This is a genomic window from Blautia wexlerae DSM 19850, from assembly GCF_025148125.1.
GTDB lineage: Bacteria > Bacillota > Clostridia > Lachnospirales > Lachnospiraceae > Blautia_A > Blautia_A wexlerae.
In genome coordinates this window covers 551,637-565,470 of sequence record NZ_CP102267.1, presented here as the reverse complement: position 1 = coordinate 565,470, position 13,834 = coordinate 551,637, and the positions used below count along the sequence as shown (strand labels likewise).

Here is a 13,834-nt window from a genome sequence, read left to right as displayed (position 1 = left end):
GCCAACCGTTCTCTTCATAATCAGCTTTATTCATCTTTAACTTTGTTCCTGTCAAACAATCATAATATCACTTTCGCTCCAGTCTATAGATATCTCTTCGCCATCTAAGTGAATCACATAATTTTTTGGTTTTTCTTTTCCAAGATAGCCATTATAACTTATCTGTTCTCCATTTTTATTTACAAATTCTTTTTTTGTAAAAATTGTATTTTGTGTATCTGATATCTGGAAATCTTTATTATCTTTCTTTCCACAAATAACACTGATATACAGTTCTCCGGTTATCGTACATTCTCGCACAACAATTGTATTATCTTTCTTAAAATCAGCCCTATTATAAAGACATTTTATCTCAGAATGTGATGTACATTTCCACCCTCCTTCTTCTTTATAAATTATTTTACTATTCATTTGTCTATCTTCAAGATATAATACCTCTATGGAATCTTCACCATATATTTCATCTATTTTATTTTTTTCAATTCCATAATACTTTTCTGCCTGATCTGCTGTTGAAAAACTCACATATGCATTTTCTATTTCGCAAAACGACATTACAATTAGAAATACCGTACATAATATCGCCCATGTTATAATCCACTTTGACGCAAGCTTTTTCATTTTCTTCATGATTGCCAGGCCTAAACAAAAGACAATACTATAAATAAATATACGTACATTATTATATGTAATCCCTGCCTGAAATTTACTCTCTCCCGGGTGAGTTCGATGATAATTAGTTCCAGTTACCATAGCATAGAATATAAGGTTTATCAAAAACATAATTAACGTTTTTAACGATATTTTTCCTTTTTGTTTCTTTTGTCTGTATATCCTTATACAAGTACAAATCATGAAAACAAATAGTAACAGTTCAGCAATATTTAGTATTTGTATATCCATATTTCTGTTCTCCTTAATTCTAATTTGAACCGCCAGACATATTTCGCTTTCATTTTCTCAATTACTCACCGACTTTTGCCATAACATAATACCAGCCCTTTTCTTTCTCAGACAGATTAATTTCATATTCTATTCCTCCATATTCTTTTACCATCTGAATCACATCTGTCCGACTGTCATCATTACTATAGGCAAATAAAGAAAATCCACTGTCCAAAAAGCCTTGTGTATACCAGAATCCCACTGTATAACTGCCATTATTTTTCCGGACTACAGCTTCTCCACCTGAAGAACATTTTTTATAATCTTCTGGTAGTTCGATTAATTCCATATCTTTCCTTATTTTTATCTGGTTATTCTGTACCATCTGAACAATTTCAGTCCTTTTTTCCTTATATACCTGAAAGTTTAATTTTTTTATTCCATCATTAAACAAAAATGCCAGATATATTCCAAATAGAAAAACTGGTATTGCCGCAAACCAAAATACACGAATCTTTCTCAAACAGCAAAAACTCCGTATGATATATATAAAAGTTAAAATAAATGATGCAAAAATAACATACCAAAATCCCCTGAAAAAAAGTTCTTCGAAATACCAGATTGTAATAAAATTTGCAGTTATCACAGCTATGCATTGTAATATAATTAATTTTAATTTTTTTCTCTCATCCTTCATTCCCGATCCTCTAGCCAAATACCAATTCTTATACTCAGCCATAATCACCACCCTTATTCTTTAATGTTGAAAATACATCAACAGTTCATTTTGTCAGCTATTCCTGTAATAAGCAATCAAACGTTTCTGTCGACTCTCATCACAGTTTTCCAATTGAATCTAAAATGATTTCCCGCTATTTCTTTATATGTTTCCGAATCATTGATATTGGAAAAATACCAGGCCGCAGCCTGGCTTTCGTAGCATTCGTATCCATTTTTCCGCAGAAAAGCAAAGACTGCGCCTTTCCGCTCTGTGATTTCTTCAAGCATGGCATCTGCCAGGTCTGTACAGTATACTCCCATAAGAGGTTCATCATGCCCGCCGTGGCTCAGTATCACTGCTTTTGCATCTGAATGCAGAGATTGGCGAATCAGTGCAGCCAGTTCCTCTGCCGGAACCAGAGGAACATCTACACCAAGTACCAAGCAATATGGATTCTTTGCTTTACGAAAACAGGCTTCCAGCCCTCCCAACGGACCTTTTCCCGGGAAGCGGTCTGGTATAATGGGATATTTATATTTATTTTCACCATGATAGCCAGACAGAAGAATATCACTGATTCCAAGCTTTTCCCCCTTTTCTATCTGCATCTCAAGAAATGTCTTCCCATCTATCGTCAGATCTGATTTGTCCCGTCCCATGCGGCTGCTGGCACCGCCAGCAAGAATAATCATAGAAATTTCTTTCTTTCGCATTATCAGTTTTCCTTTGTTTATATAAATCATCATGTACATGATCCGTCATAAATATTCAAAAATTTCTTTTTGAAAAATATTTCTTAAAAATCTTAAAATTTTAGTAACTGCATTGATTTTTTTCTGCAAATTACATATAATAAAAGTACAGATAGAGATATCTGTCTAGCGGTTAGAGCGTCCAGTTAAAACGCTCGGTTAAAAGCGGTTAGATTGTCCAATTAAAACAATCGCTTAACAACAGTGGGCGGAGTAATCCACCCACTGTTTCTTTCAGGAGGTTCTATGAATTGGTATGTTGTCGATAAAAAATACATAAACTATCTGACACAGTTTGATTCTCATGTAGGATATGTAGAATATGGAGAACGTTTAAAACTCCATGTAGGAATTCTCCTCACAGTCGGAGATTTTCATTATTATGTTCCTATCTCTTCTGCAAAGCCCAAACATCAAAAGATGTCAAACAGTCTGGACTTTCACAAACTTCAAGATGAATCTACGCGATATCTTTATGCCGTATTAAATATCAATAACATGATTCCCGTTCCAGATAGCTGTCTTACTCAATTAAAATACAATCAAGTTGATAATTTTCGTTCCTTTAAAAACCCCAAAGAAAAAACTGATTATATTTACCTTCTTCAAAAAGAGAAAGCCATGATTGACAATATTGAAAAAACTTTACAAAACAAAGCTTTGAAATTATATCAAAAATGTATCTCTAAACCGGATTCTTCCCTCGCTACAAGATGTTGTAATTTTAAATTATTGGAAGAAAAATGTAATTTGTATCCACATACATAATTCTAAACTTGTCATCTTTTGAAGAACACTGCAAAATATATCATCCGCCAATCTGCGACATTCCGCGAATCTCATCCTGCTCTGTCTTTGCTTCGTAAAAATTATGGCTGACCGGTTTATTCCAGATTACCTGGTAAATTGCCTCTTTCAGTTCCTGATCTGTGCATCCGCCGCGCATTAACCCTCTAAGGTCTGTGCCTTCCTGATACTGGAGGCATCCTTTCATAAATCCTTCTGACGTCAGGCGCACACGATTACACTGATTGCAGAATTTATGCGTCATGGCACTGATAAATCCGATTTTCCCCTTAAATCCCGCGATTTCATAATAATGACAAGGACCATTTCCATAGCGTTCTTTTACCGCATGCATCGAGCCATACGCTTCTTCCAATACCGCTTTAATGGATTCCTCGTCCTGAAATGGAAATTGTTTTCCATATCCGATAGGCATCATCTCAATAAACCGCACATGGATTGGATATTTCTTTGCAAGTCCGGCAACAGCTATGAAGTTCTCTTTTTCTTTGATAACCGGTACACTGTTGATTTTCAGTGACAGTCCCGAATGAGTAAGTGCTGCTTCAATTCCCTTTAACACCTTATCAAGGTCATCTCTTCTTGCTACTTTTTTAAACAACTCCGGATTAAGCGTATCCAGACTGATATTAATGGCATCAATTCCTGCTTTCAGCAAATCATCCAGCTGTTCCTCCAGCAGAATTCCGTTTGTCGTCAGTGTTACCTTTTCGATTCCCGGAATTGCCTTGATCTGTCCGGCAAGACTTGCGCAGCCTTTTCGCACAAGGGGCTCTCCGCCTGTCAGTTTTATCTTGCGAATCCCCAGTTCTGCACCGCACCTGCAGATACGAAGGATCTCGTCATATGTAAGGATTTCTGCGTGTGAAAGTGATTTCACGCCTTCCTCCGGCATACAGTAAATGCACCGCAGATTGCATCTGTCTGTGAGGGAAATCCTCAGATAATCTATGTCTCTTCCATGTTTATCTTTCATTGGCTCTACCTGCCTTTTACTTTTTGATAATTACAATTCATTTCAAATTGCCTACGACAATGTTTTCTCTCATAATCGTTTGACACTCTCTACTCCGCAGTCTATACTTGAAGTACCAAAAGCCAAGCGGATAACTGCTCCGCAGTTTATTCGGTTAAATCCTTACAAACGAAAGGAACTGTCCTATGAAAATCAACGAACAATACCACAACCTGAATCTGCTCGAGAATGTTACCTATGAGTTTCTGGGTCGTGACGGAGAAACTCATGAAGAAACAGAACCCATTCTTGTGGAACACATGATGGATGTATATGTAAATGAACGCCTGACCATGAAACTAGTCTGTATCCCACAACATCTGACAGAGCTGGTTCTCGGCCGCCTCTTTACAGAAGGTATCATCTCATCTACCGAGGATGTGGAGCAGATCTACATCTGCGAATTCGGCAAACGTGCCCGCGTGATTCTGAGTAAAAATAAATCCGGGCAGTCTCATGAGGAAAATGAAGATTATGTTGCTCCTACTCCGACCTGCTGCACCGGAAATCGTGTTCTTAATGATTATTTTATCACAGATCAGCCAATGACGCCAGTTACACCTGTCCCATGGAAAAAACAGTGGATCTTTGACCTTGCAGACTGTTTCGCCAATGGTACCCCGCTTCACAGCCAGACCTGGGCAACTCACAGCTGTTTTCTTGCCTGTGACGGAGAACTGCTCTTTCAGTGCGAAGATATCGGACGTCATAATGCTCTGGATAAGGCCATCGGTTATGCCCTGCGCCATAATATTGACCTGAAAAAATGCGTGGTTTATTCCAGTGGACGTATCCCTACAGATATGGCGATCAAGGCAATCCGCGCCGGAATACCGGTTCTGGCAAGCAAGGCATCCCCTTCCGCCGAGGCAGTTGCCATGGCCAAAGAATACCACCTTACCCTTATCTGTGCCGCGCGACGTGACCGTATGAAACTCTTTACCGGAAATAATCCGACAGAATAAATTCTGCAATACACTCTGCATTGTCCAGTTCAAAGAATGGAATATTTTCCAGTACAGACAATGCTTCTCTTTCCTCTGCATCCAGATTGGTGGCGATCGCCATCAGTTTCTTTGGATTGCAGACACTTTCTGCCGAATTTCCCTTACGGATAATCTCAATTTTCGGATAAGTACTGTATTTAAATCCTTCCAGTAAGATCAGATCTGCCTCCGGAAAAAATTCTGCCAGCTCTTTTTCGGAAATCTGCGGCTGCTGTTTTACCAGCATATATTTGCCTGCTGAAAAAACTGCTGTGCCGTAGGCTCCGGACTGAAGCTGACAGTATGTATCCGTTCCCGGTACGTCCGGCACGAAATCATGCCCGTCATGCTTCAACACCGCCACTTTAAGGCCCTTGTCTTTAAAAATCTCCAAAAGCCTGCAGATCAGAGTTGTTTTCCCTGAATTCTTTACACCGCTGATTGCAAATATTCTTTTTCTTTCCACCTGTTTGCTGCTCCTCTCAAAGCAAAATCGCGCCCACTTTATCCCCTGCGTTCAGGCTTCTGCTTTCCTGATTTTCCATGGTTTTTGTATCAATCAGGCAATTGCAGCCGGCCATGGAACTGAGGACTCCGTTAGAGTGAAGACCATTGGGAAGATGAAATTTTCCATTTTCCAGATATGCCCGGATAAAGCGGCGGCCCTTGATTCCTTTTTCAAAGTTATCAGCCATAATGCCATTTACTTCTTTCAGACCGATTGATGGATCCTGCATCATTTTTTCCAGTGCAGGACGAATCAAAAGTTCTATGCTGACTGCAACACCAAAAGGATTTCCGGAGAGACTGATGATCGGAATCTCTCTTTCTGAAGCGCAATGATCTGTTGCAGTTATATCGGAAGTCTTTTTATATGCAGAAAACAGTGTAGGCATTCCCGGTTTCATCTTTACCCTCCAGAAAATCCGCTCTGCCCCCATCAGTCTCAGGGACTCATGCATAATGTCCTTCTTGCCTACAGATACACCTCCCGTAGTGATGATCATATCTGCCGCTTTTGCTGCTTCTTTTAATTTCTCAGACATAACCGTCGGATCATCTTTGACTGCTTCCATATGGAAAGATTCGATTCCCAGTTCACGCAGTCTGGCAGACAGCATGGTCATATTGCTGTTGTAAATTTTTCCTTCCGGCAATGGAATTCCCGGTTCTACCACCTCATCTCCTGTAGTCAGAAGCACGATTCTCGGCTGACGGTAAACCGGCACTTTCGCCACTCCCATTCCGGCCAGAATTGCTGCCTCCACATATCCGATATGTGTTCCTTTTTTCAGAAGTGTAGTTCCTTTTTTGAAATCCTCTCCTGCGAAGCAATAATTACTCCATCGCTTCTGTTCGCTGTAAACTTCTACCGTATCTTCGCCATAATCGGTATCCTCCTGATAAATACAGCAATTGCAGCCATTGGGTATTGCAGCACCTGTCATAATGCGCACTGCCTGTCCCTGCTGGATTTCTCTTTCCGAATACTGTCCGGCATCAATCTCTTCCATGACTTTCAGCCTCACTGGATGCTCTTTAGCGGCACCTGCAAGGTCCTCTGCCTTACACGCATAGCCATCTACCGGAGAGCGGTCAAAAGGAGGATTGTCAAACCCTGCCACCATATCCTGCTCCAGGATTCTTCCCCCTGCTTTATTCAGTTCTGTTTCTTCTGTCTCGTTTATTACAGGCGTATGCTGCAGAATCTGTTCCACTGCCTGTTCTACACTGATTCCCTCCACGCACTAATTCCTCCTCTTGTATATTACATTTTATAGTCTTTTCAATACCTTTATAACCACCGGGTCAATTGACGGATATATTATAGCAATCCTCTGAAATAATGCATCTTAATCCAGCCCATCAGAGTGTGAAATCCTGCGTCAGATATCTTTGCCGTGCGTCAGCACGCCTGCAGATATCTTCCTTGTCTTTCGCACTCTGCTGAACTGTCTTAAATGCATTATTTACGAGGATTGCTATAGTTTTACCCTTTGAACTCTATAGCAATTTCAGAGAATAATATCACTAAGGCACTCCATTAATATAAATCAGATTGTCTTCAGTATTTTGGAAATTGCTATAACATCATAATATTCAGCCCACTGCTGAAGAATTACATATTTTTCATCTCTGTTGGAGAATGATTTCTCCTTCTCTCAGCCTCCCTGCCTCCAGAATCTGACAGAATACAAACCAGGGTTCCATGGGCGTGCATACCTTTTCTCCCTTATAAGCATCTGATGCAGGACCGCCCGCACCGATCCTGACTGCTTCCAGAAGTACATCTCCACAACGAAATCTGTTCCCCTCCGCAATACTGTTCCAGTCAATCCCTTCCACAAGGAGATTTTCTCCAAACCGGCCATATCTGAATTCTTCTTCGGACTGTTCGAAATATTCTTTTACCTTCTCATAAGGAAGAAGACTGACCTGCTTTCTTCCGCCCATTCCATAATGCACATCTCCCACAAGTCCCTGCAGATCAGCTTCGCATTCATGAATGTTCTGCGAGCAGGTCTTGCGTTCCTTACTGATGCATACACATAATATCTTCGCCATTTTCTGCCTCATCCTTCCTGATGTGTTACTGTTCACTCCGTTCACAGCAACACGCTTCGCGATGCAAAAAATATGAACCTCCTTGCGCAAAGCCCAAGGAGTATCGTTTGCTTTGCAAACTCAATTTATGCTAATCGCATAAATTCGCGCGGTATGTCTCGGGTTTTCTGTGACCTTCGCTCACAAAAAACACCTCGCGGGATATTACCAGTGAACAGTAACCCTGATATCTCTTTATAAAACCACGTACTGCTGTTTTTCCTGCTTTCTCAGATCGCCCAGAATGCAATATTCACATTCTTTCCTGCATTCTGCAGATGCTCCACAAGTTCTTCTGCTGCCTGTTCTTTCCTTTTTTCTGTGATTCCCAGTTCCACGTTACTCTTATTGATAGCACCACCAAAGTAGAAATTAATATCCGTTGCCTGCTCAAACAGCATCACACCAAGCAATGCTGCCGCATCTTTTTTTCGTTTCAGCCTGTTAAAGGACAGCCTGTCCTCCATCCATTCTTCACAATATTCAAGCAAATGTTCAATCGTAAGAAATCCCTCTGTCACCAGCTCTGTACCTTCCAGCTTATAATAGGCAGGAACGTCTCCGCAGGCAGTTTCACTAAGAGAGATCAGCTCTTTATCCAGATATCTGGCAGCACACTGTGCAGTAGTTCCGCCGCAGATTACATGATATCCCTCTGAATCGAAAAAGGACTTCAGATATCGCTCATCATGCTCCTCCTTACTTGGCGGGCCGATCATAAGGTTTACCACCTGTTTATGCCGCATCCGCAGGACAATGGCTGTAATATCATCATCCGTTTCATTCAGATTCAGATCCAGGCTGGCCTCTGCCAGATAGCCTGCCATCTCCTGTGCGCTCATCCCTTTATGGTACTTTGCCCTACAGAAAGCCATTACATCATCTCTTCCCCAGCCGCCGTTGGTAGTTTTTCCCATTCCTGCATTGGTGACACCGTCGGACATAATGATCAGCATATCCTCATCTTTCAGTTCAAAACAGCTTTTATGGATTTCCTTCTCTTCGATCATACTTGTCTCCACCGGATAATCAAAGAGCTTGCCATCCCGGATCAGAATTGCATCCGGATTATCAAACTGATAAAGACTTACCTGTTTCCCCTGAAAATTCAGCACTGTAAAAGTGGCATATGCCAGATTTCTCACACTGCACACAGGAAGCGTTTTCGCCACTGCACGCACTGCCTCATCCAGTTCCACCTGATTAATGATCATAGTACTGAGCATGGTTGCAGTCAGCGTGGAAAGGATATTCGCCTTTACTCCGCTCCCAAGTCCGTCAGAAAGCACCAGAACATGGTCTTTATCATTTTCTTCAATCTTATAGCAGTCCCCACAGAGAAATTCTTTCTTTTTATTCAGGCTCACATGACCAAAATCCATGCATAAGCTGTCAAATTCCACATTCAGTCCATGATGCTTATTTCTTTTCATTCTCTTCTTCACTCTCCAGAAGTATGGTATTTTTCAGTTTTTCTACTGCCACTTTGGTGTCCGCAGCAGTTTCTCCAAGAAGTCCGGCGATCTGCTGCACGATCTTCAGCTGTTCTTCTACCAGCTTATCTGCCATACGCGCAGCTTCAATCTGGGCATTATGAATCTGATCTTTATGTTTCCGCTCCTTTGTAATATCCTTCATAATGCAGAGAATCATTTTATTTTCTTTATCATTCGTCATTACGCGATCCAGATAACATTTCTGATCCTCCAGATAAATCTCATCCTGCATCAGATTCCGTTCAAAAGCCAGTATACTCGCCAGACTGTAATCATCCATGATCTCCGATACCGGTTTCCCGATCAGGCGCCGCCTTTTCGGCATATTGAACAATTTGGACGCCGCCTCATTCATCTGAATGATCTTCAGATTATAATCCACAGTTACCAGAAGTCCGGGCATGGCATTAAAGACTTTATTGGAGTAACTTTCCTGTTTTGCCCGCATATATGGAATACACATGGCAACCTCAGCCTTATTCTGGATAATGGCAATTGCCTTTTCCCTGCATGTGTTATACCCACAGGCACCGCAGTTTAATTCATCCTTTGGAGAAAATTTTCCCATTTCCGCCAGAGCATCCCTGATTTCTTCCTCTGAAACCTCTTCCTGTTCCTGCGCAGAACAGTAACCGAAATTCTTTCTCAATTCAAATCCCGGAAGTTCATAGTCTCCCTGCTCCCTGTGAAAATCTTTTCCAAAGGCTGCATTCTTCACTGCCAGAACATCTGCCAGATAATGTCCCTTCTTCATCTGGAAAGAAGGACCTGCCACACAGCCGCCGCTGCATGCATACATCTCAAGAAAGCAATTTTCAAAATCCTCCGGATGAAGTTCTTCCAGAACCTCCCTGCACTGCTCCATCCCACTTACAGAAAGCCTGCGGATTCCCTTTACAGCCCCAAGCAGGTCTGTTAAACCATCCGCAATGGCGATTTCTCTGGAACGGTAGGCAATCTGCTCAGGTTCTTTCTCAGTTATGGAAATCCCTTCTTTTTTCATCCATTGCACCAACTCTTCCAATGTGATCACATAATCCACTTCATTTCCTGAGTCTCTCAACTCTGACATAGCTGAAATACAGGGACTTACATAGACAATCTCTGCCTTCGGATATTTTTTTTTCAGATAACTGGCATGAAACTGCATCATAGAGGCAGACTGTACCAGATTTCCCAGAAGATGCGGATAGTGTTTCTTGACAAGCTGTACGATTACAGGGCAGGCAGAAGAGATCATTATTCCCGGCTCTTTCTGTTCCGCAAAAAGTGCTCTGTACTGCGAAATCATCAGGCTTGCACCTTCTGCTGCATCCGCTGCATCTGCAAATCCCAGCTTCTTCATCGCTTCCCTTATTCCATTGATACCGGTTACCCCAAAACGTGCCAGATATGCTGGATGAAGAGAGGCTATAACCTGCGTCTTATTCTCCATTGCATTGCAGATTGCAGGAATCATATTCTGCTCTTCCTTGGCATCCTGCGGGCAGACAAGGATACACTTCTCACAGTAAATACACTGACTTTCTATGATCCTGGCCTGATGATCATGAACACGTATCGCCTTGACCGGGCAGTTCCGGACACATTTGTAACAATTTTTACAACTGACTTTTTTAAACTGAAGGATTGACTGAAATCTCTGCATGCCTCGTACTCCTTATTATGTAACACTATATTTTTCACAAAAAATTATCTGTAACCGTTCCGTACTTTCACAGAATGATGTACTGCCGAATGATTATTTTTGCCTTTTCATAAAGGAATATGGAGCTGCCGCAAGGACAGCAGATCCATGTGCGACAGCCCCATATAATATTTACGATATCAGATCCGGAACTTTGTCTCCGATATTGTTTTATGCTTTCTCAATCTTAATTGCGCATACCTTATATTCAGGAATTCTTGCGTATTTGTCAAGTGCGGCGTTGGTCAGCCAGTTTGCATTTCCATCCGGGAAGTGGAATGGCATCCAGCTCTCACCCGGTGAGGTCTTCGTACCTACACGTGCGGTAGATTCAATGGATCCTCGTCTGGAAGAAACTCTGACTTTATCACCGTTTTTGATACCCAGCTTATCGGCATCTACGATGTTCATTTCGATAAATGACTTACCTTCGATCTCCATAAGCTCAGGTGTCTTTCCCGTCATGGCTCTTGTTGTATAATGATACAGAATACGTCCTGTCATAAGGATGATCGGATATTCCTCATCCGGAAGCTCTGCTGACGGTACATATTTTGCAGGGTAGAACCAGCCAAGACCACGGGAGAATTTACCAACATGCATGATCGGTGTTCCCGGATGATCCTTGGAGGTACATGGCCACTGAAGTCCCTGTCCATGAACTTCTTCACTGTCAAGACGTTCATGGCTGATACCTGCGAAGCTCGGTGTCAGGGATGCGATCTCATCCATGATCTGAGCAGAAGTCAGATGTGGCTGCGGATATCCCATGCGGTTCATCAGATCAATAATAATATCTGTATCCAGTCTCATCTCTCCAGGTACTGTGACAGCCTTGCGGACTCTCTGTACGCGGCGCTCTGTATTGGTAAATGTACCCTCTTTCTCTGCATAGCTTACACCAGGAAGGATAACATCTGCATACTGAGCTGTCTCTGTCATGAAAAGTTCCTGAAGTACAAAGAAATCAAGACTCTTTAATGCTTTGATAATGTGTGTGGTATCCGGATCAGTAACTACCGGGTCCTCACCATAGATATACAGACCTTTGATCTCGCCTGTGATTGCTTTCGGGAATACATCAGTTGCATGAGTTCCTATATTCGGATCAAGTTTTACACCCCATGCTTTCTCGAATTTCTCACGAACTGCAGGATCAGTAACCTTCTGATATCCGGGATACACATTCGGCTGAGCACCCATATCGCAGGCACCCTGTACGTTATTCTGTCCACGAAGCGGGTTAACACCACAGCCTTCACGTCCAAGCTTACCAACCATCATTGCCATATTGGACATGGACATAACGCCCTCTGTACCTGTGGAATGTTCGGTTACACCAAGACAGTAGATGATTGGAGCGCGGTCAGCTTTTGCATACATGATCGCTGCTTTTCTCAGATCGTCTGCGTCAATGTGGCAGATTTCAGCTACCTTCTCAGGTGTGTAATCTTTTACGATTTCCTTTAATTCTTCAAAACCTTCGGTACGCTCTGCAATGAACTTGTCATCCTGAAGACCTTCAGAAAGGATCACATTCATGATGCCGTTTGCAAAAGCAACATTTGTACCAGGTTTCAGTTTCAGATGGATATCTGCTTTCTTAGCCAGACCGATATCACGAGGATCAACTACGATCAGCTTACAGCCTCTCTTGATAGCCTGACGGATCTGCATGCCGACTACAGGATGTGCTTCCTCAGGGTTGGAACCAACCAGCATGATCAGATCTGCATTCTTTGTGATATCCTCAATTGGGTTTGTCATGGCACCTGAGCCAAGAGTCATCGCAAGACCTGCTACAGATGCGGAATGACATACACGTGCACAGTTGTCTGTATTGTTGGTGCCGAAGCAGCAGCGAACCATCTTCTGTACCATGTAAATATCTTCATTAGGTGATCTGGAGCATGCAAAACCTGCAAGGGAATCAGAGCCGTACTGTTTCCTGATCTCCATAAATTTGGAAGCAACAAGATCCAGGGCCTCATCCCATGTTGCACGTTCGAATTCACCTGTCTCTTTATTCTTGATCAGCGGATATTTAATACGCTCCGGTGACTGTACGAAATCGAAACATCCGCTGCGTCCCTTAACACAGAGCAGCCCTTTGTTGGACGGTCCGTTTACAGCTTCTGTATCTACGATCTTTCCGTCTTTTACAAGGAGATAATACTGGCAGCCTGTTGCACAGTGAGGACAGGTAGTCAGAACCTTCTTGTCAATCTGGTACGGACGGTATTTCTTTCTGCGCTTCATGGTCAGTGCACCTGTCGGACAGGCCTGTACACAGTTACCGCAGGATTCACAGATACCTTCGTTCCATTTATGTTTGTAATGTGCACCGATCACTGACTGGAAACCACGATCCATAGTGTCGATGGCACCTCTTCCCACAATCTCCTTACATGTATTCACGCAGCGATGGCAGAGAATACACAGGCTTGGATCATAGGTAAAGAATTTATTGGTATCATCTATCGGCATATCCTTCATTTCACCGGGATAGCTTGTCTCAGTCACACCATATTCAAAACAGTAGTCCTGTAATTTACAGTCACCGTTTGCCTCACAGGAGAAGCAGTGTACACGATGGTCAGAAAGAAGGAGGTCAAGGGTATCTTTACGATATGCAACTACCTTCTCTGACATTGTCTGTACTTCATCACCCTCTGAGCAGCGAAGTGTACATGCCGTATCAAATTTGGTTCTTCCATTGTTTGTTACTTCTACCACGCACAAACGACAGGAACCATCCGGCAATACATCTTCCAGATAGCAGAGTGTAGGAATCTCCACTCCGATCTGTCTGGCAGCCTGCAGAATGGTCGTACCTTTTTCCACTTCTACAGGAATTCCATCTATTGTCAAATGAATCATC

12 protein-coding genes are annotated in these 13,834 nt (G+C 42.3%); 2 read left to right on the top strand and 10 right to left on the bottom strand.

The window, feature by feature from the left end:
- Positions 1–51 precede the first annotated feature (51 nt).
- The 3 genes from NQ550_RS02585 to mobA form a co-directional block, all read right to left on the bottom strand.
- Positions 52–903 carry a hypothetical protein gene (locus tag NQ550_RS02585; protein ID WP_025578533.1) on the bottom strand — a complete coding sequence of 284 codons (852 nt, stop codon included), beginning with the start codon at positions 901–903 and terminating at the stop codon, positions 52–54.
- A 61-nt stretch (positions 904–964) separates the two neighbouring features.
- Positions 965–1,624 carry a CPBP family intramembrane metalloprotease gene (locus NQ550_RS02580; protein WP_147422196.1) on the bottom strand — a complete coding sequence of 220 codons (660 nt, stop codon included), beginning with the start codon at positions 1,622–1,624 and terminating at the stop codon, positions 965–967.
- A 74-nt stretch (positions 1,625–1,698) separates the two neighbouring features.
- Complete coding sequence (gene mobA, locus NQ550_RS02575; RefSeq protein WP_025578537.1) at positions 1,699–2,319, bottom strand: molybdenum cofactor guanylyltransferase; 621 nt, start codon at positions 2,317–2,319, stop codon at positions 1,699–1,701.
- A gap of 285 nt (positions 2,320–2,604) precedes the next feature.
- Here mobA and NQ550_RS02570 point away from each other — a divergent pair, with 285 nt between their 5' ends.
- Positions 2,605–3,126, top strand: a complete 522-nt coding sequence (locus NQ550_RS02570) for a type III toxin-antitoxin system ToxN/AbiQ family toxin (protein ID WP_025578539.1) — start codon at positions 2,605–2,607, stop codon at positions 3,124–3,126.
- A gap of 40 nt (positions 3,127–3,166) precedes the next feature.
- Here the strand turns inward: NQ550_RS02570 and moaA are convergent, their stop codons facing one another.
- Positions 3,167–4,141, bottom strand: a complete 975-nt coding sequence (gene moaA / locus NQ550_RS02565) for a GTP 3',8-cyclase MoaA (protein ID WP_025578540.1) — start codon at positions 4,139–4,141, stop codon at positions 3,167–3,169.
- A gap of 185 nt (positions 4,142–4,326) precedes the next feature.
- Here moaA and fdhD point away from each other — a divergent pair, with 185 nt between their 5' ends.
- Positions 4,327–5,145: a formate dehydrogenase accessory sulfurtransferase FdhD gene (gene fdhD / locus NQ550_RS02560; RefSeq protein ID WP_025578542.1), complete on the top strand. Its 819-nt coding sequence runs from the start codon at positions 4,327–4,329 to the stop codon at positions 5,143–5,145.
- Here the strand turns inward: fdhD and mobB are convergent.
- From mobB to fdhF, 6 genes are all read right to left on the bottom strand, one after another.
- Positions 5,120–5,632 (bottom strand): molybdopterin-guanine dinucleotide biosynthesis protein B, encoded by a 513-nt coding sequence (gene mobB, locus NQ550_RS02555; RefSeq protein ID WP_025578544.1) that lies wholly within the window; start codon positions 5,630–5,632, stop codon positions 5,120–5,122. The genes fdhD and mobB overlap by 26 nt on opposite strands.
- A gap of 16 nt (positions 5,633–5,648) precedes the next feature.
- The gene (locus NQ550_RS02550) at positions 5,649–6,911 is read right to left on the bottom strand and encodes a molybdopterin molybdotransferase MoeA (protein WP_025578546.1); all 1,263 of its coding nucleotides are present in this window, start codon (positions 6,909–6,911) and stop codon (positions 5,649–5,651) included.
- Between the two features lie 385 nt (positions 6,912–7,296).
- The gene (locus NQ550_RS02545) at positions 7,297–7,731 is read right to left on the bottom strand and encodes an MOSC domain-containing protein (protein WP_022380639.1); all 435 of its coding nucleotides are present in this window, start codon (positions 7,729–7,731) and stop codon (positions 7,297–7,299) included.
- 269 nt (positions 7,732–8,000) lie between these two features.
- A complete protein-coding gene (locus NQ550_RS02540) occupies positions 8,001–9,215 on the bottom strand; it encodes a PP2C family protein-serine/threonine phosphatase (RefSeq protein WP_259839155.1) in 1,215 nt (404 codons plus the stop codon).
- Positions 9,190–10,914 carry a [Fe-Fe] hydrogenase large subunit C-terminal domain-containing protein gene (locus NQ550_RS02535; RefSeq protein WP_025578650.1) on the bottom strand — a complete coding sequence of 575 codons (1,725 nt, stop codon included), beginning with the start codon at positions 10,912–10,914 and terminating at the stop codon, positions 9,190–9,192. Before NQ550_RS02535 ends, NQ550_RS02540 begins: the two co-directional genes overlap by 26 nt.
- A 210-nt stretch (positions 10,915–11,124) precedes the next feature.
- Positions 11,125–13,833: a formate dehydrogenase subunit alpha gene (gene fdhF / locus NQ550_RS02530; RefSeq protein ID WP_025578648.1), complete on the bottom strand. Its 2,709-nt coding sequence runs from the start codon at positions 13,831–13,833 to the stop codon at positions 11,125–11,127.
- Between the last annotated feature and the right edge of the window lies 1 nt (position 13,834).